19 protein-coding genes, 1 tRNA gene and 1 pseudogene are annotated in these 18,859 nt (G+C 58.7%); 13 read left to right on the top strand and 8 right to left on the bottom strand.

What is annotated here, in order from left to right; translation table 11 throughout:
• The first annotated feature begins 80 nt into the window (after positions 1–80).
• From GS611_RS10795 to GS611_RS10780, 4 genes are all read left to right on the top strand, one after another.
• Positions 81–242: a DUF1328 domain-containing protein gene (locus GS611_RS10795; RefSeq protein ID WP_093961673.1), complete on the top strand. Its 162-nt coding sequence runs from the start codon at positions 81–83 to the stop codon at positions 240–242.
• A 51-nt stretch (positions 243–293) separates the two neighbouring features.
• Positions 294–1,919, top strand: a complete 1,626-nt coding sequence (locus GS611_RS10790) for an acetolactate synthase large subunit (RefSeq protein WP_171635496.1) — start codon at positions 294–296, stop codon at positions 1,917–1,919.
• A 70-nt stretch (positions 1,920–1,989) separates the two neighbouring features.
• Positions 1,990–2,490: a Dps family protein gene (locus GS611_RS10785; protein ID WP_171635495.1), complete on the top strand. Its 501-nt coding sequence runs from the start codon at positions 1,990–1,992 to the stop codon at positions 2,488–2,490.
• A gap of 124 nt (positions 2,491–2,614) precedes the next feature.
• Positions 2,615–2,989: a YidH family protein gene (locus tag GS611_RS10780; protein ID WP_171635494.1), complete on the top strand. Its 375-nt coding sequence runs from the start codon at positions 2,615–2,617 to the stop codon at positions 2,987–2,989.
• A 44-nt stretch (positions 2,990–3,033) separates the two neighbouring features.
• On the opposite strand, the pseudogene GS611_RS10775 reads toward GS611_RS10780, so the two are convergent.
• From GS611_RS10775 to GS611_RS10765, 3 genes and pseudogenes are all read right to left on the bottom strand, one after another.
• Positions 3,034–3,562: pseudogene (locus tag GS611_RS10775) on the bottom strand (integrase core domain-containing protein); the annotation flags it as partial.
• Complete coding sequence (locus tag GS611_RS10770) at positions 3,507–4,577, bottom strand: AAA family ATPase (RefSeq protein WP_171635493.1); 1,071 nt, start codon at positions 4,575–4,577, stop codon at positions 3,507–3,509. The gene GS611_RS10770 and the pseudogene GS611_RS10775, both read right to left, overlap by 56 nt.
• Positions 4,578–4,884: 307 nt before the next feature.
• A tRNA-Arg gene (locus GS611_RS10765) sits at positions 4,885–4,961 on the bottom strand.
• Positions 4,962–5,076: 115 nt separating this feature from the next.
• On the opposite strand from GS611_RS10765, the gene GS611_RS10760 reads away from it, so the two are divergent.
• On the top strand, positions 5,077–6,102 hold the full coding sequence (locus GS611_RS10760; protein ID WP_171635491.1) for a LacI family DNA-binding transcriptional regulator: 1,026 nt from the start codon (positions 5,077–5,079) through the stop codon (positions 6,100–6,102).
• The gene (locus tag GS611_RS10755) at positions 6,099–7,319 is read left to right on the top strand and encodes a winged helix-turn-helix domain-containing protein (protein WP_171635489.1); all 1,221 of its coding nucleotides are present in this window, start codon (positions 6,099–6,101) and stop codon (positions 7,317–7,319) included. Before GS611_RS10760 ends, GS611_RS10755 begins: the two co-directional genes overlap by 4 nt.
• A gap of 3 nt (positions 7,320–7,322) precedes the next feature.
• Here the strand turns inward: GS611_RS10755 and GS611_RS10750 are convergent, their stop codons facing one another.
• Both GS611_RS10750 and hpaR read right to left on the bottom strand, forming a co-directional pair.
• Positions 7,323–8,021: a fumarylacetoacetate hydrolase family protein gene (locus GS611_RS10750; RefSeq protein WP_171635793.1), complete on the bottom strand. Its 699-nt coding sequence runs from the start codon at positions 8,019–8,021 to the stop codon at positions 7,323–7,325.
• Positions 8,022–8,628: 607 nt separating this feature from the next.
• Entirely contained in the window at positions 8,629–9,063 is a 435-nt protein-coding gene (hpaR, locus tag GS611_RS10745) for a homoprotocatechuate degradation operon regulator HpaR (protein WP_171206457.1), read from the bottom strand.
• A 232-nt stretch (positions 9,064–9,295) separates the two neighbouring features.
• On the opposite strand from hpaR, the gene GS611_RS10740 reads away from it, so the two are divergent.
• Positions 9,296–10,066 carry an aldolase/citrate lyase family protein gene (locus tag GS611_RS10740; RefSeq protein WP_171635486.1) on the top strand — a complete coding sequence of 257 codons (771 nt, stop codon included), beginning with the start codon at positions 9,296–9,298 and terminating at the stop codon, positions 10,064–10,066.
• 4 nt (positions 10,067–10,070) lie between these two features.
• Here the strand turns inward: GS611_RS10740 and GS611_RS10735 are convergent, their stop codons facing one another.
• Entirely contained in the window at positions 10,071–11,213 is a 1,143-nt protein-coding gene (locus GS611_RS10735) for a DUF3095 domain-containing protein (protein ID WP_171635484.1), read from the bottom strand.
• A gap of 141 nt (positions 11,214–11,354) precedes the next feature.
• Here GS611_RS10735 and GS611_RS10730 point away from each other — a divergent pair, with 141 nt between their 5' ends.
• The 5 genes from GS611_RS10730 to GS611_RS10710 all read left to right on the top strand — a co-directional run bounded on the left by GS611_RS10730 (position 11,355) and on the right by GS611_RS10710 (position 16,980).
• Complete coding sequence (locus GS611_RS10730) at positions 11,355–12,527, top strand: MFS transporter (RefSeq protein ID WP_171635481.1); 1,173 nt, start codon at positions 11,355–11,357, stop codon at positions 12,525–12,527.
• Positions 12,517–13,602 carry a glycosyltransferase family 4 protein gene (locus GS611_RS10725; protein ID WP_216598246.1) on the top strand — a complete coding sequence of 362 codons (1,086 nt, stop codon included), beginning with the start codon at positions 12,517–12,519 and terminating at the stop codon, positions 13,600–13,602. The genes GS611_RS10730 and GS611_RS10725 overlap by 11 nt, the downstream gene beginning before the upstream one ends.
• 95 nt (positions 13,603–13,697) lie before the next feature.
• On the top strand, positions 13,698–14,720 hold the full coding sequence (locus GS611_RS10720) for an aspartate-semialdehyde dehydrogenase (RefSeq protein WP_171635479.1): 1,023 nt from the start codon (positions 13,698–13,700) through the stop codon (positions 14,718–14,720).
• Positions 14,721–14,870: 150 nt separating this feature from the next.
• Positions 14,871–15,797: a DMT family transporter gene (locus tag GS611_RS10715; protein ID WP_171635477.1), complete on the top strand. Its 927-nt coding sequence runs from the start codon at positions 14,871–14,873 to the stop codon at positions 15,795–15,797.
• Between the two features lie 265 nt (positions 15,798–16,062).
• Entirely contained in the window at positions 16,063–16,980 is a 918-nt protein-coding gene (locus tag GS611_RS10710) for an endonuclease/exonuclease/phosphatase family protein (RefSeq protein ID WP_171635475.1), read from the top strand.
• Positions 16,981–17,027: 47 nt separating this feature from the next.
• Here GS611_RS10710 and GS611_RS10705 read toward each other — a convergent pair whose 3' ends face one another.
• Both GS611_RS10705 and GS611_RS10700 read right to left on the bottom strand, forming a co-directional pair.
• Positions 17,028–17,564 carry an SRPBCC family protein gene (locus GS611_RS10705; protein WP_171635473.1) on the bottom strand — a complete coding sequence of 179 codons (537 nt, stop codon included), beginning with the start codon at positions 17,562–17,564 and terminating at the stop codon, positions 17,028–17,030.
• A 98-nt stretch (positions 17,565–17,662) separates the two neighbouring features.
• Entirely contained in the window at positions 17,663–18,313 is a 651-nt protein-coding gene (locus tag GS611_RS10700) for a carbonic anhydrase (RefSeq protein ID WP_152459543.1), read from the bottom strand.
• 144 nt (positions 18,314–18,457) lie between these two features.
• Here GS611_RS10700 and GS611_RS10695 point away from each other — a divergent pair, with 144 nt between their 5' ends.
• Complete coding sequence (locus tag GS611_RS10695) at positions 18,458–18,847, top strand: hypothetical protein (protein WP_170345768.1); 390 nt, start codon at positions 18,458–18,460, stop codon at positions 18,845–18,847.
• Positions 18,848–18,859: the final 12 nt, after the last annotated feature.

The following is an 18,859-nucleotide window of genomic DNA, read 5'->3' as shown; positions in this document are numbered from 1 at the left end:
GTTCCACCAAAATGACCCGGAACCAATCTGGGGTTCCAAGCGTTAACCCGTCAGTAGCCACAGAAATGAAAGGAAATCCCATGTTGTCCTGGGCGCTGATCTTTTTCGCACTTGCTATCGTTGCTGGCATCTTCGGGTTTGGCGGCATCGCGTCGGCCTCGGCCGGTATTGCGCAGATCCTTTTCGTGATCTTTCTGGTCCTGTTCATCGGTTCGCTGATCTTGCGGCTGATCCGTGGGTGAGCCCCCGCGCATCCCCATTCCCTGAAACAGTACCCCGAGGTTCAAAGCTCTATGAAAGATGCCGTCCATACCCAAACCGCCGCCGAATTGCTGGTTGCCTGCCTGGAAGCCAACGGCGTGGCCTGTGCATTCGGTGTTCCGGGTGAGGAAACAACCGATCTGATCGCCGCAATCGACAAGTCGAGCATCGACTTCGTCCTGTGCCGGCACGAGCAATCGGCGGCGTTCATGGCATCGGTTCACGGGCGTTTGACGGGGAACCCTGCGGTATGCCTCTCGACACTTGGACCTGGGGCGACCAACCTTGTCACCGGTGTGGCTGACGCCACGCTTGACCATGTGCCGCTGATCGCCCTCACGGGACAGGGTGCGCGGTCCAGGCTGGGCCGCGAAAGCCATCAGATCATCGATCTCGAAGCACTCTTCGCGCCAGTCACCAAGTTGAGCCGAACGCTGATGGTCGCGGATGAAATTCCCCAAGTCGTTGCCGAGGCCGTGCGGTTGAGCAAGCTCGACAAGCCCGGTGCCGTCCATCTTTCCCTGCCCGAGGATCTGGCCGAGGTCCCGATTCTGGCCGAACCTTTCGTGGCGCCGCCGACAGCCGAGGTGCGGCCGGCGACCGATGCGGTCATCCGTGCAGCGCGCCTGCTGGCCGAGGCGAAAAAGCCCTTGATTCTTGCAGGACACGGGGTGATCCGATCCGGCACGGCAAGCGACGTGCGGGCACTTTCAGAAAGCCTTTCTGCCCCGGTCGTCACGACATTCATGGCCAAAGGCGTTTTGCCGCCGGGGCACCCGCTCTCGCTGCATTCGATCGGTCAACCGGGCAAAGAATTGGTGTCTGAAGCCTTCGACCTGTGCGATCTGATCATTGCCATCGGGTTTGACCCGGTTGAATATCCAACCTCGAACATCTCGATGGGCGGTAAGAAGCCGGTTCTCGAGATCTCGGACGTGGCCTCGGCGGTTGATGTGGACTGGCCGGTAAAGGCCGCTCTGACTGGGGATCTTCCGCACTGCATTGACGTTCTGGTGAAGGCCACCGCCGAACGCCCCGCGCAAAGCTGGTTCAAAAGTCTCCAGCGGAGGATTGACGCCTCGCTGGAAGGTGGAGCAACAGCTTCCGATGCCGCCTGTGTCGCGCCGTCGGACATTTGTCAGGCGATTTCCGAAACGCTTCGCGAAGGCGACGTTCTGTTGTCTGGTGTGGGCTTGCACAAACTTTGGGTCGCCAGCAAGGTTCAAGCGCGCCGGGCAGGGCAAATCATCATTCCGAACGGCCTGGCCGGTATGGGCCTTGCGCTGCCCGGAGCGATCGAGGCTGCCCGCCTGTTGGACGAGGGTCGGGTAATCGCCGTTTGCGGTGATGGGGACTTCCTGATGAACGTTCAGGAGATGGAGACGGCGGCCCGGTTGTGCGCGCCCGTGACTGTTCTGGTCTGGGAAGACAACGGCTATGGTCTGATCGACGAAAAACAACCAGGTGCGCGCGAGTTTTCCTTCCGCAACCCCGATTGGGAGTCACTGGCCCGATCCTTTGGCTGGGTCTATCACGACATCGAAAGCCACAGCAAACTTGCTCCTGCGCTGCAGGCGGCTGCCGACGTCGCCGTTCCGACTTTGCTGCGGGTATCGGTCGACTATTCGGCTGACGGCGGAATGCCCACTGTCACCTGATTTTTTTCGTCGAAAGTGGAACAACGCCAGGCTTTGGGCGTTTCTTCCCCAGTAGAAAAAAGGAGTTGTCATGACCGACGCATTGAACGTTGTCCCGAACGAAAACCCCGTTTCCACTGGCGTGCGCGACACCGCGCCGTTGGCCAAGGGTCTGGCTGATGTTCTGGCCGACACCTACCGGCTGACCTTCAAGACACATGCGTATCACTGGAACGTGGAAGGCCCGCTGTTCTATTCGATCCACAAGCTGACCGAAGAACAGTACGAAAACATGTTCGCCGCTGCTGATGAGATCGCGGAACGCATCCGCGCGCTGGGTCATCTGGCACCCTCGCGCATGTCCGACATCCTGGATTTCTCGGTCATCAAGGACCGCGAAGGGGACCTGACCGCCGCCGACATGATCGAAGATCTGGCTGCTGATCACGAACGGGTGGCGCACCGCCTGCACGCCCTGACCGAGCTTGCAGGCAGCCGCAAAGACGTCGTGACTGAAGATCTGGCGACCGAACGTTCGGCATTTCATGAGCAAGCAGCTTGGATGCTGCGGGCGATCTCGAAATCAAGCTGACGCGGTGTCCGGGCGCGTTTGGCATTTCGAGATCCAACTGCGCGCGCTTAAGGTCTTGTGCAGGCTTGCCGAAAAATAGGCTAGCCTGCACATTCTGATCTGGTGACCAGTCCAAAGGGTGGCAATGTCTGATAAAAACACGAAAAGCCAAAACTTGGCCGAAGAGCGGACCGACTGGGCCGAAGACCGCACCATTTTGGCCAATGAGCGCACGTTTGCGGGTTGGATGAGAACCGGGATGGCATGCGTGGCCATCGCCCTTGGCCTCAAGGCCGTATTTTCCGCCGTCGAGCCCGAGTGGTTGGCGAAAGCCGCAGCCACTCTTTTTGGGTTGATCTCGCTGCTGATCTATTGGGGAGCGTGGATGAACGCCCGCCGCGTGTATTCCCGATTGGAAGCGCACAGCGCCCAACCGGCATCTCGCTTCCACTTGCAATTGGTTGTTGGAAGCCTGTCCCTCGGATCAATCGCATGTTGCCTTGTGTTGTGGCTTGTCTAAGTAAGGCACCTGGCGTGCCCCCGTCGGGTGGTCCGGTCTGATTGTTAGTTCATCGTCGGCCTCTGGTCCACCGGCACGATGCATTCTGACGCGGGCGGACGGTAGCCCAGTGCACTGTGGCCTGACGGTATTGTAGTGGACACGCCATTGCTCGATCAGGAATCTGGCTTCCTTTAGGCTATAGAATAGCTCGCCGTTGAGCAGTTCATCGCGGAACCGTGCGATGAAGCTTTCGCAGTAGCCGTTTTCCCAAGGCGACCCCGGCTCGATGTAGGCCGTTTTGGCGCCGACGGCCGCGATCCAGTCCTGCACCTTCTGCGCAATGAACTCGGGGCCGTTGTCGGACCTGATGTATTCCGGCGGTCCCCGCAGAATGAAAAGGTCCGTCAGCGCATCCAGCACGTCGGTCGAGTTGAGCTTGCGATCAACGCGGATCATCAGCGCCTCACTGGTGTATTCGTCGATGATGTTCAGGGTACGGTAGGCCCGCCCATCGGCGGTTCGATCTTGGACGTAATCATAGGACCAGACGTGGTTGGGCCGCTCTGGCCGAAGCCGAACGCACGACCCGTCTGCTGCCCGGCAGGGCATTGCGCAGCAATGTCCCGAGAGGGTTCAGCCAGAGTCCCCGCCGCGCCGCTTCGTTTATGGCGAAGTCCCTTAACTGCCCCGTGGTCAGGTCCGGCAGGTCCAGCACAACGCAGCGGCTCTGAAACGGTTCTGGCAGGCCCTGCCGGCTGTTCGCCGTCATCACCCAGTTGACCCAGGACACGTCCATCTTGACCTGGAAGAACGGGCATTCCCAGGTCGCCGCCGTCATCCGCTCCAGCAGCGGCAGCAGGGCGTCAGTCAGCGTGTGCCACGTGCCTTTGTTGGAGTGGACCTCGTCGGCCTTTTCGATCTCGTCGATGATGACCAGCGGCCCGCCATGCCGGTTGTTCAGGACCGTGTTGACCAGTTTGCCCGCATGGGCGCTACCCCAGCCGCGCTGGGATCCGGTGAGCGCGAAGGACGCCTGCTTGCCCGTTGCATCAATATTGGTCGCAGGGACCTCCAGATGGTGGGCCAATCGCCGGGCCCAGAAGCTCTTGCCGATGCCGGGCGGGCCGTTCAGGATCAGCAGGGCGAAACGGACACCCGGCAGGCCCTCGCGTGTCGAGGCCCGCAACCCGTGCCAGACGGCTTCGGTGGCGGGCGCCATCCAGGGCATCTCAGCATGCAAGGCGGCCGCGATCTCGTCCGCCTCTTGTTCGGTGGTGATGCGGGTGACCGGCAGTCCGCCACGAATGGGCGTCAGCTTCGCGCGGTTCTCCTCGCTGAGGTGAGACAGACCAGACAGGGCGCCCAGCCGTTGCACGTAGCGGTGCGCGCGACGCCGGATCTTCCGCCGCTCGGCCTCATTCAGATAGTCGAAGAACTGGTCCATCTTGTCGCGGGCGCCTTCATCGTCACCGGTCTGCGCCGCCTGGCGTTGCCTGCGGAGGCCGCGCAGGAATGTTTTCAGGCGCCGTTCGACCTCGTGCAGCGTCGGCAGGTCGTCTTCGAAACGCAGCGCATGAAATGGATTCGTGGTGGTGGCACGGGGCATCGCAGAATCCTTTCGAGGCGCGACGGGGCTTGCCGTGCCGTTGTCCACACCGCCGGGGCGGGCGGGACTGATGGGTGTGAAAGGTTCCGGAACCTGTGAAACGATTAGGGAACAACTAACGTGCAGCGTGTCAACGCATCCTGGTTGGTTGCGCCATCGAACCCGGCCGGAATGAACGAACCGATCCACGACACACAAGTTGTTGAAAGAACTGCGCTAAAAGGAAGGTAGATTCGAGGGCAATTCAAAAAAACCGTTTTTTGTCGTAAAAACGGACTTTGGATGTCAAACGTCAATCTGGGAAAACTGGCGACCCCGGCAGGATTCGAACCTGCAACCTGCCCCTTAGGAGGGGGCTGCTCTATCCAGTTGAGCCACGGGGCCGCGCCCTGCCTTCTGTAACCGGGATTTTCCGGGTTGTCATCGCCTTTGCACAATTGTTGTACACACCGACCTGTTCACGCTAGCATCGGACAAAACAACAACGCAGGTGCCTCCCGTGAACAGTGAAACCAAACGCCCGCTTACCCTTCGTGATGTGTCCGAGGCTTCCGGTGTCTCAGAGATGACGGTGAGCCGGGTTCTGCGTAACCGGGGGGATGTGTCCGACGCCACCCGCACCCGCGTTCTGGCCGCCGCCAAAGAGCTGGGATATGTCCCCAACAAGATCGCGGGCGCCCTGGCATCCAGCCGGGTCAACCTGGTCGCGGTGATCATCCCCTCACTTTCGAACATGGTATTTCCCGAGGTGATGACCGGCATCAATCAGGTGCTCGAAGATACCGAACTGCAACCCGTGGTTGGCGTGACGGATTATCTGCCCGAAAAAGAGGAAAAAGTGCTGTACGAGATGCTCTCGTGGAGACCCTCGGGCGTGATCATTGCAGGGCTGGAACACACCGACGCGGCGCGCGCCATGCTGGATTCGGCTGGCATTCCGGTGGTCGAGATCATGGATACCGACGGCAAACCTGTCGACGCGATGGTCGGCATCTCGCATCGCCGCGCCGGGCGCGAAATGGCGCAGGCGATCCTGAAGGCCGGGTATCAGCATATCGGCTTTATGGGCACCAAGATGCCGCTGGATCACCGCGCCCGAAAACGCTTTGAAGGGTTTACGGAAGTGCTGGGCAAACACGGGATCGAGATCGAAGATCGCGAGTTCTATTCCGGTGGCTCTGCCCTGGCCAAAGGGCGCGAGATGACACAGGCCATGCTTGATCGGTCACCCGATCTGGATTTCCTGTATTATTCCAACGACATGATCGGAGCTGGTGGTCTGTTGTACCTGCTGGAGCAAGGCGTGGATATCCCGGGGCAGATCGGTCTGGCGGGGTTCAACAACGTGGAACTTTTGCAGGGTCTTCCGCGCAAATTGGCGACGATGGATGCCTGTCGTCTGGACATAGGACGTCAGGCCGCGCAGATCATCGCTGAACGCCTGAAGGACCCGGAGGCCGAAATCGAGACACGGGTCACGCTGACCCCCAAGATCAGCTATGGCGACACTCTGAAACGACGATGAATGCGCCCCTGAAGCGGCTCGACAACCGGACGGCCCGCGCCGTTTTCCTGGATCGCCATGCTTTGGCCGAACAGCCTGCGGGCGCGGCCAAGGGCGCCGGGCTTCTTGACCTTGTCCAGCGGTTGGGGTTCGTGCAGCTCGACAGCATCAACACCGTTGCCCGCGCTCATGACATGATCCTGTTTTCCCGACGGCCTGCGTATCGCAGCGCCAACCTGAAAAGGCTCTATGAAAGGAAAAAAGCGCTGTTCGAACACTGGACACATGATGCGGCCGTAATCCCCATGTCGTTCTATCCGCACTGGCACCTGCGCTTTCAGCGTGATGCGGATCTGTTGAAGGCGCGCTGGAAAAACTGGCGGCGGGATGGGTTTGAGCAACAGTTCGAGACTGTCTTGCAACACATCCGCGACCACGGGCCCGTGTGTTCGTCAGACGTTGGCAAGGATGAAAAGAAAGGCTCGGGCGGTTGGTGGGACTGGCACCCGTCAAAAACCGCATTGGAGTTTCTGTGGCGTTCCGGGGCCCTGACCGTTGTGGGCCGCGACGGGTTTCAGAAACGGTATGATCTGACTGAACGTGTGATCGAAACCCGCCTGTGCCCCGGGAACATGGCCTGTGATGCGACGGCGACCGTGGATTGGCTGTGCAACGCAGCGCTGGACCGGTTGGGCTTTGCCACGTCCGGCGAGCTGGCCGCGTTCTGGGGCACGGTTACCACCGCCGAAGCCAAAGACTGGTGTGCCACGGCGTTGGCTCAAGGCAATATCGAAGAGATCGAGGTCACTTGCGCCGATGGACGCCTGCGCAAAACCTTTGCCCGCCCTGAATTGATGGATCGGGCAACCGACTTGCCGCAACCGCCCGGTCGGATCCGAGTGCTCAGCCCGTTTGACCCCATGCTTCGGGACAGAAACCGGGCCGAGCGGCTGTTTGGCTTTCACTATCGCATCGAAATTTTCGTGCCCGAAGACAGGCGCACATATGGGTATTACGTCTTCCCCTTGCTTGAAGGCGATCGATTGATCGGCCGGATCGACATGAAGGCGCATCGCGATCGCGACCTGCTGCATGTCAAAGCGCTCTGGCCCGAACGCGGAGTGCGCTGGTCTGACGCCCGCACCCGCCGCCTGAACGCTGAGCTGGACAGGGTGCGTAGGCTGGCAGGCGTCACGCATGTAGAGTTCGCAATTGACTGGCTGAAAGACCCTAAATAGGGTCTATTCGACGTCAGACAGCGTGAGCTGAATCGGCTCCAGCCCATCGATTTCACCAGTCAGAACATCTCCTGCTACAACCGGGCCCACGCCAGCGGGCGTGCCGGTCAGGATCAGATCGCCGGGGCGCAGATGGTAAAAACCGGACAAGTGCACAACGATTTCGTCTATCTTCCAAATCAGCTCTTCCAGTGTCGCGTTCTGGCGCAGTTCGCCGTTTACACTGAGGCGGATGTGTTTGTTTTCGTCCGGTGACCAGGCAGCGGCGGGCGTCAGCGGTGCGAATACCGCTCCGTTTTCGACGTCTTTGCCCAGATCCCAGGGTCGCTGCTTGTTTCGCTCGCGGATTTGCAGGTCGCGGCGGGTCATATCAAGCGCACAGCCATAGGCGTAGACAGCATCCCATGCCTGCGCACGGGTGGTCCGAAACACAGGCTTTCCAATCGCCAAGGCCAATTCCATCTCATGATGGTAATTCTCGGTCCCGGCTGGATACGGGACGGTCGAACCAGTCAGAATCGCGTTTGGCGCAGATTTGGTGAAATAGAAAGGTGCTTCGCGATCCACTTCATTCCCCATCTCGGCAGCATGGGCCGCGTAGTTTCGACCGACGCAGAAAATGCGCCCAACGGGATACCCTGCGGTCTCGCCAACAATGGGGATGGTGATTGGATCGGGAAGGGAAAACACACTGTTCGACATGTTGGTTCCTGAATATTGCTTTGCCGTCATCTTACGCCTGCCAGAACAGTCAGCAAGCCGGGAAAGCGCGCTGGATTTCGCCGCTATCCAAGAGTTGTTTCAGCGCGAACCTGCTCAATTCTGACCTGAAAGAAAACCGCCGTATCAAAACAAGTGCATATCCGTCTTTATGGACGCATCAAGGTACAAACAAATCGGGTTAACACTTGGCTCAGACGAAAGTCGGGCTAGGTACTGAGGAAGACTGGTTTGACGCATCCATCTTATGAGATGCGAAGACAGCAACACCGCGCCCTTGGCACCATAAGCGACCAAAGTGACGCGAGGAAACCACTTGCGGACCCACGTAACGATCGGAAATTGCCTAAGTCTGTTTCGGAGAGCATAGGTGCATGGCCCTTCCCCCAAGGGCCGAAAGACCCTAGTCAGAGCCACATTTCCGGCTCTTCAATACTCCGATGCGCAGGCCGGACCGTCAGGCAAGGCGTGACGCAACCGGCCTCAGGCCAGGCCTAACCCAAATCCAAGTCTGGCCACCCCGTCGGAGATCGCCCCTAAAATCTCCGGCGGGGTCCTTGCAGATGACACCCATGTTCTGCGACCGGCATCAGGTATCCAGGTCGTTCAACTCGTTCAGAAGATCCAGCAACAATTCGTGTTTTTCCGGCCCCAGAAGGGAACGAATGCGTTTCGCCTGTGCCATGCTGGCGGGCTGATTGGCATGAATGATCTGAACGCCACGCTCACCGATCTCGACAATCTGGCGACGCCGGTCCGCCGGATGGCATCGTCGGGAGATCAGGCCGCGATGCTCCAGTTTCTGCAATATCCGTGTCAGGCTTGGCAACAACAGACAGGCGCGTTCGGCAATATGCGTCGGTTCCTGCGGGCCTTCTTCGTTCAATACGCGCAACACGCGCCACTGCTGTTCGGTGACACCGGCGTCGGCCAGCATTGCTCGGATGGGTCCCATAACCTTTTCCCGCGCCCGCAAAAGCGCAATGGGCAAAGATCGCGACGTCAGTGGGAGGTCGTCGGTCATGCCAAAATTATCGCCGAAATCCGTGATTTACGCAAGGGAACCCTCGGCTTTCGGTTTTAAGCACAAGAACCGCAGGGTCGCCGCCACCCTTGCGTGGCGCGCCTTTGCCGCCGTCAATCCGATGACGCCAAATTGCATTAAAACTGGACAATTTCGCGCCACGGAAGAAGATGTGGAAACGGCCACTTTCGCGACCACGTCGCGCCGAAGATTTTGCAACAAAGGAAACAGTATGGCTGCGCAGCAAAACGCGTTCAAACAGGCTCTGAAAAAGGGAAAAACGCAGATCGGGTGCTGGATGAGCTTTGCCGAGCCCGCAGCGGCCGAGATGATGGGAACCGCGGGTTTTGATTGGCTGGTAATCGATGGAGAGCATGCCCCTAACGATATCCGGTCGATCCGGGACCAGCTTCTGGCACTTGCGGCAAGCGACTCTCATGCGGTTGTGCGGGTTCCCGTGGGTGAGACCTGGCTAATCAAGATGGTTCTGGATGCGGGTGCTCAGACCATTCTGGTTCCGATCGTGGAAAGTGCCGAGCAGGCGCAAGATCTGGTTCGGGCCTGCCGTTATCCCCCTGCCGGTGTCCGTGGCGTGGGCGCGATGGCATCGCGGGCGACGATGTACGGATCGGTCGGAGATTATATTCAGACCGCAGATCAGGAGATTTGTTTGTTGTTGCAGGTGGAAACCCGCGCCGGAATTGCTGCTCTGGACAACATCCTGGATGTTGAAGGCGTGGATGGCGTATTCATAGGCCCTGCTGATCTGTCGACCGATATGGGCCATCAGGGCAACAGCGCGGCACCCGAGGTGCGCGCGGTTATCCGGGATGCACTGACGCGGATCAAGGCCGCAGGCAAAGCGCCGGGCATTCTGGCCACAAATGACGAGGCCCGTCAGGCATATCTGGATATGGGCGCACAGTTTTTGGCGGTTGGCATTGATGTGATGCTGCTGACGCAAACGGCACGTGATCTCGCCGCACGATGGAAAGCCGACTAACCGCTCAACGGACCATGGCCGCTGCGGCTTGGGCGTATCCGCCCGAGGCACCGTCGACGAAATGCACATGATCGTCCCGTGTGGCCGACGGGACGAAACAGGTCATCATCGCCTCGTCCTGCACGTGCAGACCGTATCGGATTTTGCCGCGCCCGCGCGCTTCTTTCAGCAAGTGTTCGATCTGTCGCAAAGTGGCCGGGTCACAATCCAACGTCATCTTCAGGCCGTCATCGAACTTGCGGAAATCGGCATTGCTGCTGACCATCGTCCTGTAGTGTTCGGGTTCGAACTGTCCCAGCTTCTTGCGTGTTTTGAACAATATCGCGATCAGCAGGTTCTGAAACAGAAGAACGAGCTTGTGCAGAAACAAATTCCGCCCGTTGCGCGAAACATGCGCATCAATGTCGAGGCCGGGGGGCGGCCACGTCATGGGCGGACCATTTACAGGCACCGGATGACCTGCGCGCTCCAGCTCTTCTGACGCGGACAGAACCGATTGCGCAAGGTCGGCAAAGTCGCGTTCAGTTGCCGACGCAGTGGGTTCAACGACCAGTGACACGATCTGACCGTGCCGCGCCGGGCTGTTTGACCATCTGCATGACAGGCCTGTCAGGTCCGGCTGCGCACCCGGTTCGGCAGGCGCGATCATGTGATGGCCCGCTTTCATCTCTGCCTCGGCCCAGGCCAAGCCTCCGCCCGAGAACATGGCATAATCCACCCCGGAAGAGGGCGCAAAACGAGCGACGCGCAAGTCCCTGCCTGCTTTTCGGATATCCGCCACCGACACCAGCGCCGCACGCAACGGCATGGAAAACTCTTCTTCCGCCCAGCGCCGCATGGCTGACAGAGTATCCCGCGCTGCTTCAATTTCGCTGGGGGGGATCGCAAACGCCGCCCCGTCGCCGCCAAAGACATAGGGAAACAACTTGCCGTCCATCGCGTTTATCATCGCCGAGATAACAGCAGCCCCCACGGTGTTGACGGTTTTGTATCGCCCCCGCGCGATCTCGCCGGTTGAATCGACGATGTCGGCAACCCCCAGAAACCAGTCGTCGGGCACCGGCGAAAACTGCGCCGGATCCGCCAGACGGGTGAAATCCCTCAACAGGGGCAGGTTTTCGTAAAATGCGGAATGGAGGTCTTTCATTTTCCCCCTCGAAATCAAACTTCTGGCAATGATAGCCGGAATGCGGCCCGAGTCCTCGTTTTGAAACATAGTACACATGCTTGTGCGTTGCATCATTGCGTGCCAAGCATTCCTTGCGGAAAAGCGGAAAAGAGGCGGAATATGCAGGCGGGTTTGGTGGTTTTGTGCCTGGGCTATGTGCTCAGCCAGTTTTTCCGTGCATTTCTGGCTGTGCTCAGCCTGGATCTTGAACGCGATATCGGCGCTACACCCGAAGATCTGGCCTTTGCATCCGGCCTTTGGTTTCTGGTGTTCGCTGCAATGCAAATCCCGGTCGGCTGGGCGCTGGACAAGGTTGGGCCCAGGCTGACCGCAGCCGCGCTTCTTCTGGTTGGCGGCGCAGGAGGATCCGCAATTTTTGCGGTCGCGACCTCACCGTTGCATGTCAGTGTTGCCATGGGCCTGATCGGGGTTGGGTGCTCTCCGGTTCTGATGGCTTCCTATTTCATCTTTGCCCGCGAATACCCGCCTGCGAAATTCGCGACACTGGCCGCCGTCATGCTGGGTGTTGGCTCGGTGGGCAATCTCGTGGCCTCCTATCCGACTGCGCTGGCGGTCGAATGGATGGGATGGCGCGCCACCATGGTTGGGCTGGCCGTTATATCTGCTGCGATTGCTTTGGGTATTTGGCTGAGCCTGCGCGATCCAGCGAAGGTTGATACGGAACACAAAGGTTCACTTCTGGACCTGCTGAAAGAGCCTGCACTGTGGCTGATCATGCCCTTGATGCTGGTGGCCTATGCGCCCTCTGCCGCGCTGCGCGGGCTATGGGCCGGGCCGTATCTAAACGATGTCTTCGGGCTCAGCACCACCCAGATCGGCACCGCGACACTGGTCATGGGGTCTGCGATGATCGCCGGTACCTTTGTCTACGGACCGCTGGATCGTGTCTTCGGCACTCGGAAGTGGGTTATCTTCACGGGCAACGCGCTGGGTGTCGTGGCGCTGACCCTGCTTTGCGTTTGGATCGACCATGCCACATGGCTGTCCGTTCTGCTGTTGGCCATCATAGGGTTCACCGGGGCCAGTTTTCCGGTCATCATGGCCCATGGTCGGGCCTTCGTTCCCGCCCATCTGGTGGGCCGAGGCGTAACCCTGTTGAACCTTTTCGGAATCGGAGGGGTCGGCATCGCCCAATTTGTCACCGGACGCATTCATGCCGCCACGGCCCAGGCCGGAACGACCGCGCCCTACACCGCGATTTTCGGGTTTTTTGCGGTAACCCTTGCCATCGGTTGCGTGATTTATCTATTCAGCGAGGATAATGTGGATTGAAGCAATTGCGGAGCAAGCCGTGCAGGATATCGAGGTTATAGCGCCGAACCTGAAACACAGCCTCTCCGGCGTCACCACAACCGTCATCCGCCTGTTGCCGATTCAAAAGCATATGATCAGGATCGTCGCCACGGGACCCGGCCTGCCGGGTGATCTGCCCCATATCCGGTTGATCAAAGTTCCGTTCCTTTCGAACAGAACGCTCCGGGTGTGGCATGCACGGCGCAACACCGAAATGCTGATGGGTTTGTTTCTGAAACATGTGCTGCGACGCAATCTGAAACTTCTGTTCACCTCGGCTGCGCAACGAAATCATTCGGGGTTCACCAAGTGGCTGATTTCGAAGATGGATGCGCTGATCGCCACAACGCCGCAAGCGGCGTCGTTTCTGGAACATCCCGCAACCGTCATCATGCACGGTGTGAACACCGAACTGTTTCACCCGGCCGAAGACAAAACCGCCCTGCGGCAGAAGCTGGGGCTGCCGGAAGGGACCTTGATCGGGTGTTTCGGGCGTATTCGACCTCAGAAAGGTGTCGATCTGCTGGTGGATGCGGCGATCGAGATTCTGCCGAACCATCCCGACGCCAGCATCGTGTTCACCGGGCGCGCCACCAAAGAATTTGAAGCGTTCCAACAGGAGCAGGAAGCCAAACTCAAAGCTGCCGGGCTGTCGGAACGGGTGCACTTCCTGGGCGAGCGCCCTTGGGAGGAGATCGTTGAAACCTACCGCGCCCTTGACCTGTTCGTGGCCCCGGCCCGTCACGAAGGGTTCGGCCTTACACCGCTTGAGGCGATGGCCTCCGGCGTGCCTGCAATCGCCTGCCACGGGGTCGGAGCGTTCAGCGCCCAGATCGAGGACGGGAAAACCGGCCGCTTGATCGAAAAGGACAACGCCGGGGCGCTGGCTGAAGCACTGGAACAGATGTTGAGCGATCCGGACAAGCTGGTGCAATCCGGTCAGGCCGCAAGACAGCGTGTCGAGCAGCATTTTCGAATCGAAGGTGAGGCCGAGGCCATCGTGCGGGTGTATCGGTCTTTGCTGAACACGGGTGAAAAAGCGCATTCGGGTTAAAATCGACGTCAATTCGGCCAATTCACCCGTGATAGCCCTTTTTTCTTTGCTGCAACGCGGCTATGAACGCGCGTCCTTAACTTTGGAGACATGAAATGGGCTATCGCGTCGTTGTCGCCGGCGCCACGGGTAACGTGGGCCGCGAAATGCTGAACATTCTGGCGGAACGCCAGTTCCCAGTCGATGAACTTGCCGTGCTGGCAAGCCGTCGTTCGCTGGGTACGGAAGTAAGCTTTGGCGACAAGACACTGACCACCCAGGACATCGACACCTTCGATTTCACCGGCTGGGACATGGCCCTGTTCGCCATCGGCTCGGACGCAACCAAGACCTATGCCCCCAAAGCGGCTGCGGCTGGCTGTGTGGTGATCGACAACTCGTCGCTGTATCGCTATGACCCCGAGATCCCTCTGATCGTGCCGGAATGTAACCCGCAGGCGATCCACGACTACAAGAACAAGAACATCATCGCCAACCCGAACTGTTCGACCGCGCAGATGGTTGTCGCGCTCAAGCCGCTGCATGACCGTGCCAGGATCAAGCGCGTCGTGGTGTCGACCTATCAGTCGGTGTCGGGCGCGGGCAAAGAAGGCATGGATGAGCTTTGGGATCAGACCAAGGCCATCTACAACCCGACTACCGAAGTTGAGCCGAAGAAATTCCAGAAGCAGATCGCCTTCAACGTCATCCCGCAGATCGACGTCTTCATGGAAGACGGCTCGACCAAGGAAGAATGGAAGATGGTTGTCGAGACCAAGAAGATCGTCGATCCGTCGATCAAGGTCACAGCCACCTGCGTGCGCGTTCCCGTGTTTGTCGGCCATTCTGAGGCCGTGAACATCGAGTTCGAGGAATTCCTGGACGAAGACGAAGCCCGCGACATCCTGCGTGAAGCACCGGGCATCATGGTGATCGACAAGCGCGAAGCCGGTGGCTACGTCTCGCCCATCGAATGCGCAGGCGATTTCGCCACGTTCATCAGCCGTATCCGCCAGGACTCGACCATCGAGAACGGTCTGAACCTGTGGTGCGTCAGCGACAACCTGCGCAAGGGCGCCGCCCTGAACGCGGTGCAGATCGCGGAGCTTCTGGGCCGCGAGGTTCTGAAAAAGGGCTGACATCCCGATTTTGGTCAAAGCTTGAGAACCAGGAAACCCGCTGATTGTTCGGCGGGTTTTTTGCGTTTCCCAATAGCTGGTTTACAGACGACGTGACGGTTCGGTCAGGTTGCTGATGCCAACGGAAATACTGCATGGTAGGTGTTAAAGATGGGCCGACCAACATCAACCAAGCACGATCCAATACCCTACGCCCTTGCCGGGGCGGGAGTGTTCTTTGCATCCATCTGTTTTGGCTTTGTACCCTATTTCAGCCGGGGTCTCACTGACCAGGGACTCGCGCCCTACGCAGTTGCGTTTTATCGGTACATCTTGACGGCGATCCTATTGTTGCCAACCCTTCTGAAGCATCGTTCAAACCGGCGGGAAATAGTCTGGGGTATGGCTGCGGGGGCAGTCATGGGGCTTGGGTGGGTCGGATATGTTACCGCACTTGAAACAGTGCCGGCATCAACGGTGGGTGTTCTTTACATGACCTACCCGGTGTTTACGATCATTATCGCTTGGGCGATATTCGCCGATCCGCCGACGCGGCGCAGCCTTGTTGCGGCCGGTTTGATTGTTCTTGCGGCAGGCATTGCAGGGTCTCCGGCATCCGTACCGATTGACCAAATTCCAACGCTGCTTGTCTCTTTGGCTGCACCTTTCGGATTTGGCTTCGGCATATGCGTGCTTGTACACCGTCTTTCGCGAATTGCTCCTTTGGCCAGGATAGCGTCGGTTTCGTTGGGGTCGGTCGTCGGGCTAACCCCTTTGATTATCTCTTCGGAAATTGGCGAAGTCCTGCCAGCAGGCGGCAGTGACTGGTTTCTGATCGTCGGGATCGGTCTTATGACGGCACTGGTTCCCCAGCTGATTTACACCGTCTGTTCCCCTGTCATCGGGGCATCGCGCACGGCCGTTATCGGCAGCATTGAACTGCCGACAATGTTTGCCGTGGGCGTTTTTGCCTTCGGTGAAACAATCACAGGTGCGCAAGCAGTGGCCTGTGCCTTGGTTTTGAGCGCCATTGCACTTGCACAACGTCGCGCAACACGAACCTTTACCACCGTGATCAGCAGTCAACGCCACAGGTGAGTCCGCGCCCGAGGTGGCCCGTCAATGCGCTCAGCAGAACCGGCTCGGATCACCTCTTCCACCAAATCGGCACCTTCCGGTCCATCACCCGCATCCATCATGGCTGCGCTATGAACCTCGGTTAGGGTACAGTCTTGCGCGCGGTGAAAATCGCCAACCTGTTGACAAAACCAGACACGCTTGCCACCTAAAACTGAACCTTGTTCGTGGCGGATGTCGGAAGTCCGGAGAAAAACCGCCCGGCGCAAGGCAAAAGAGGCAGGGCATGCACATTTCGACCAGACGCAGGATTGCCAGAACCCTGACCATCGGATGCACATGCGTTCTGATGATACTGGTCGTCATTGGCTTTACGGGGCAGGTTTTTGCCGTGGGAGATTCAATCGCTCTGCTCCGGCCTCAGGCTGGTGTTTTGCTTCTCCCCTGCGCGGTAATTCTTCTTTTCATGCGCGCCAGATATCTTGCATTGGCCACCTTGGTCTTTTCCGGGATTGCCATCGGGTCCATCGCGGCCAGCGTTGCCGCGCCCTCGTACGATTGTGACGACACCTGCCTGACGCTGTACCAGAAGAACCTGATGAGCAAAGCCTGGCCCCGGTATTCGCTGGCCGATGATATCCTTGAATCAGACGCTCAGATCGTGACCTTGCAGGAAGTCTCCAGCCACAACCGCAAGTACATGAGCAACCTGTTCGAGCATTACCCCGAACAGGTGATCTGTGAATTCCGCCCCGAACAAAACGTCGCCATCCTGACGACCTTGCCGATTGTCGAGAATTCCGAGTTCTGTCTGCAAGGTTATGGGCTTGTGGGGTTACAGGTCAAAGCGCCCGGCGGTGACTTGGTCTGGGTTGTTTCAGTTCATCTGAACTGGCCATTTCCTTACGACCAGTCCAGGCAAAGCCAGGTGATTGCCGACCGCATCAGCCAACTTGAAGGACCGGTTCTGATTGCCGGGGATTTCAATATGGTGCCCTGGGGCGAAAGCGTCAGACGGATCGGAGCAGCCGCAAACAACCAAAGCTTTGGAACCGTTCTGAACACCCACAACCTCGGCAGTTGGAAAATCCCATTGCCGATAGACAACCTGTTGTTCCCCAAAGGCACAACCGGAACAGTTGAGCTGCGCCCCTTCATGGGATCCGATCACCTGGGAAAGCTTGCCCGGTTTCGACTGGGCTAGGGCTTCGGTCAAGCACACCTCCGCATGCTTTCCCACAAACAAGCAGCCTAGCTTTGGTTTTCAACCAGTGCTTTCAGATTGGTCAGACCACGGTCATAGTCCTCGCCCACCCACGTATCCATCATCAAACCCATCCAGCGGGACATGGGATTCAGACCCAGATCCGAGTCAAACCCCCAGGTCACTCTGGTTCCCGCCCCGTCAGGCTCAAGGATGAAGGACGCTGTGGCAGTACCCATCGGGCCAAAATCCAGCGCCGTTTTGACCCGTTGGTTTTCCAAGCTTTCGACGATTTCCTGTGATCCCGTACCGACCTGCGGGTGATCCGACGCCCAGTTCAGAGTGTTCCCGACTCCGGCGGCAGGGCCGGAATAGGTCAGTTTGGTTTCGGGGTCCCGGTGCAGCCACGGAGACCACTTTTCGGTTTCCTGCATCGAATTCACGTACGGAAAGATGGCGCTTGCCGGCGCGTCGATCGCGATGCTACGCGAAACTTCCGCCTTTCCCGGCAACAGATAGGAAACCGCGACCAGAACCAGAATACAAACGACCAATCCTGCGAAGATGCGCTTGATGACTTTCATGGCAGGCTCCAATCTTCAGGTGTAATGGGTGGAGTATACCAAAAACGGCCCTGAATCAGAGCCGCCATTGTTGTTTCGGATTTCCAGCTCTGTCACTGTCAGACCGGGACGAACTTTTTTTGGTAAGGGTCATAGCTTTCAAGCCCGCCTGCGCCGATATCCGTCCACAAGCCGTGCAAGCTCAGCGCGCCTTGATCAACGGCTGACGAGACGAAGGGGAAGGTCATCAAGTTTTCCAGCGAAGCGACAACCGATTGACGTTCGAACTGCCGGGCCTGTTCGACACCGTCCTCGATATCCGCGACCAGTTCGAATTTCGGCTTCAGAATATCCATCCAGCGGCCAACAAAGCTGTCCTTGGCATCCAGTTGCGGCGCCTGCCCCTTGCACATGTCGATGCAGCCCTGCACGCCGCCGCATTGCGAATGCCCCAGCACGATCAAATGAGCGACCTTGAGCGCCGTTACTGCGTATTCGATCGCGGCGCTGGTGCCGTGGTGGTCCCCGTCCGGTGCATAGGGCGGCACCAGGTTGGCGATATTGCGGTGAATAAAGAAATCGCCCTGGTCAGCGCCGAACATGGACGTGACGTGAACCCGGCTGTCGCAGCAGGATATGACCATGGCGCGGGGGCGTTGCCCTTCATCGGCGAGACGGCGATACCAGACCTGGTTTTCCGAATATGTTGTGGCCTTCCAACCGTGATACCGTTTTACAAGGTAGCTCGGCAGAGGTTTGGCAAATTCCATTTCAATGTCCCCGTTCTTGTCGCTGAAGGATGATCTAAACCGAATTCAACGAAAATTCGAGCCATTATCCAGTTTCCCCGCAAGGTTTTGCAAAGGAATTTTCTGCCAGGATCAACACCGCGCCGTGGGGGCGTTTGAACTAGGGTGAATGTGGTGGAAAAGATTATCACGCTTGAACATAAGGAATCCGTCCGTCTGGACTCGGATCAACTGAGCGGGCTGTACCGGCAACTTGGCGACAAGAATGCGCTGGATGTTCTGTGTCGCACGGTCGAAGAGCTTGCCGTGCGCCTGTCAAACTGCGAACGCTACTGGCGTCAGCGCGAATGGGCGGACCTGCGCAAATGCGCCAGGTCACTGGTCGCTATATCCGAACAGATCGGGATGACGGCTCTGGCCCGGGTGGCGGGTGACGTGGCCCACACCGTCGATGCCGGTGACGCCGTTGCGGCGGGCGCGACGCTTGGGCGTTTGATCCGCGTGGGCGAACGATCGCTGACCGCCGTCTGGGACCAGCAGGACCTTTCCGTCTGACAGGGGTTGCGG

Origin of the sequence: Ruegeria sp. HKCCD6119, from assembly GCF_013110585.1 — a bacterium.
Taxonomy (GTDB): Bacteria; Pseudomonadota; Alphaproteobacteria; order Rhodobacterales; family Rhodobacteraceae; genus Ruegeria.
This window is presented reverse-complemented; position numbering and strand designations above follow the sequence as displayed.

Coding starts and splice junctions, on each gene's coding strand:
- GS611_RS10795 (WP_093961673.1), top strand. CDS start 81: ATGTTGTCCTGGGCGCTGATCTTTTTCGCACTTGCTATCGTTGCTGGC.
- GS611_RS10790 (WP_171635496.1), top strand. CDS start 294: ATGAAAGATGCCGTCCATACCCAAACCGCCGCCGAATTGCTGGTTGCC.
- GS611_RS10785 (WP_171635495.1), top strand. CDS start 1,990: ATGACCGACGCATTGAACGTTGTCCCGAACGAAAACCCCGTTTCCACT.
- GS611_RS10780 (WP_171635494.1), top strand. CDS start 2,615: ATGTCTGATAAAAACACGAAAAGCCAAAACTTGGCCGAAGAGCGGACC.
- GS611_RS10770 (WP_171635493.1), bottom strand. CDS start 4,577: ATGCCCCGTGCCACCACCACGAATCCATTTCATGCGCTGCGTTTCGAA.
- GS611_RS10755 (WP_171635489.1), top strand. CDS start 6,099: ATGAATGCGCCCCTGAAGCGGCTCGACAACCGGACGGCCCGCGCCGTT.
- GS611_RS10750 (WP_171635793.1), bottom strand. CDS start 8,021: ATGTCGAACAGTGTGTTTTCCCTTCCCGATCCAATCACCATCCCCATT.
- hpaR (WP_171206457.1), bottom strand. CDS start 9,063: ATGACCGACGACCTCCCACTGACGTCGCGATCTTTGCCCATTGCGCTT.
- GS611_RS10740 (WP_171635486.1), top strand. CDS start 9,296: ATGGCTGCGCAGCAAAACGCGTTCAAACAGGCTCTGAAAAAGGGAAAA.
- GS611_RS10735 (WP_171635484.1), bottom strand. CDS start 11,213: ATGAAAGACCTCCATTCCGCATTTTACGAAAACCTGCCCCTGTTGAGG.
- GS611_RS10730 (WP_171635481.1), top strand. CDS start 11,355: ATGCAGGCGGGTTTGGTGGTTTTGTGCCTGGGCTATGTGCTCAGCCAG.
- GS611_RS10725 (WP_216598246.1), top strand. CDS start 12,517: ATGTGGATTGAAGCAATTGCGGAGCAAGCCGTGCAGGATATCGAGGTT.
- GS611_RS10720 (WP_171635479.1), top strand. CDS start 13,698: ATGGGCTATCGCGTCGTTGTCGCCGGCGCCACGGGTAACGTGGGCCGC.
- GS611_RS10715 (WP_171635477.1), top strand. CDS start 14,871: ATGGGCCGACCAACATCAACCAAGCACGATCCAATACCCTACGCCCTT.
- GS611_RS10710 (WP_171635475.1), top strand. CDS start 16,063: ATGCACATTTCGACCAGACGCAGGATTGCCAGAACCCTGACCATCGGA.
- GS611_RS10705 (WP_171635473.1), bottom strand. CDS start 17,564: ATGAAAGTCATCAAGCGCATCTTCGCAGGATTGGTCGTTTGTATTCTG.
- GS611_RS10700 (WP_152459543.1), bottom strand. CDS start 18,313: ATGGAATTTGCCAAACCTCTGCCGAGCTACCTTGTAAAACGGTATCAC.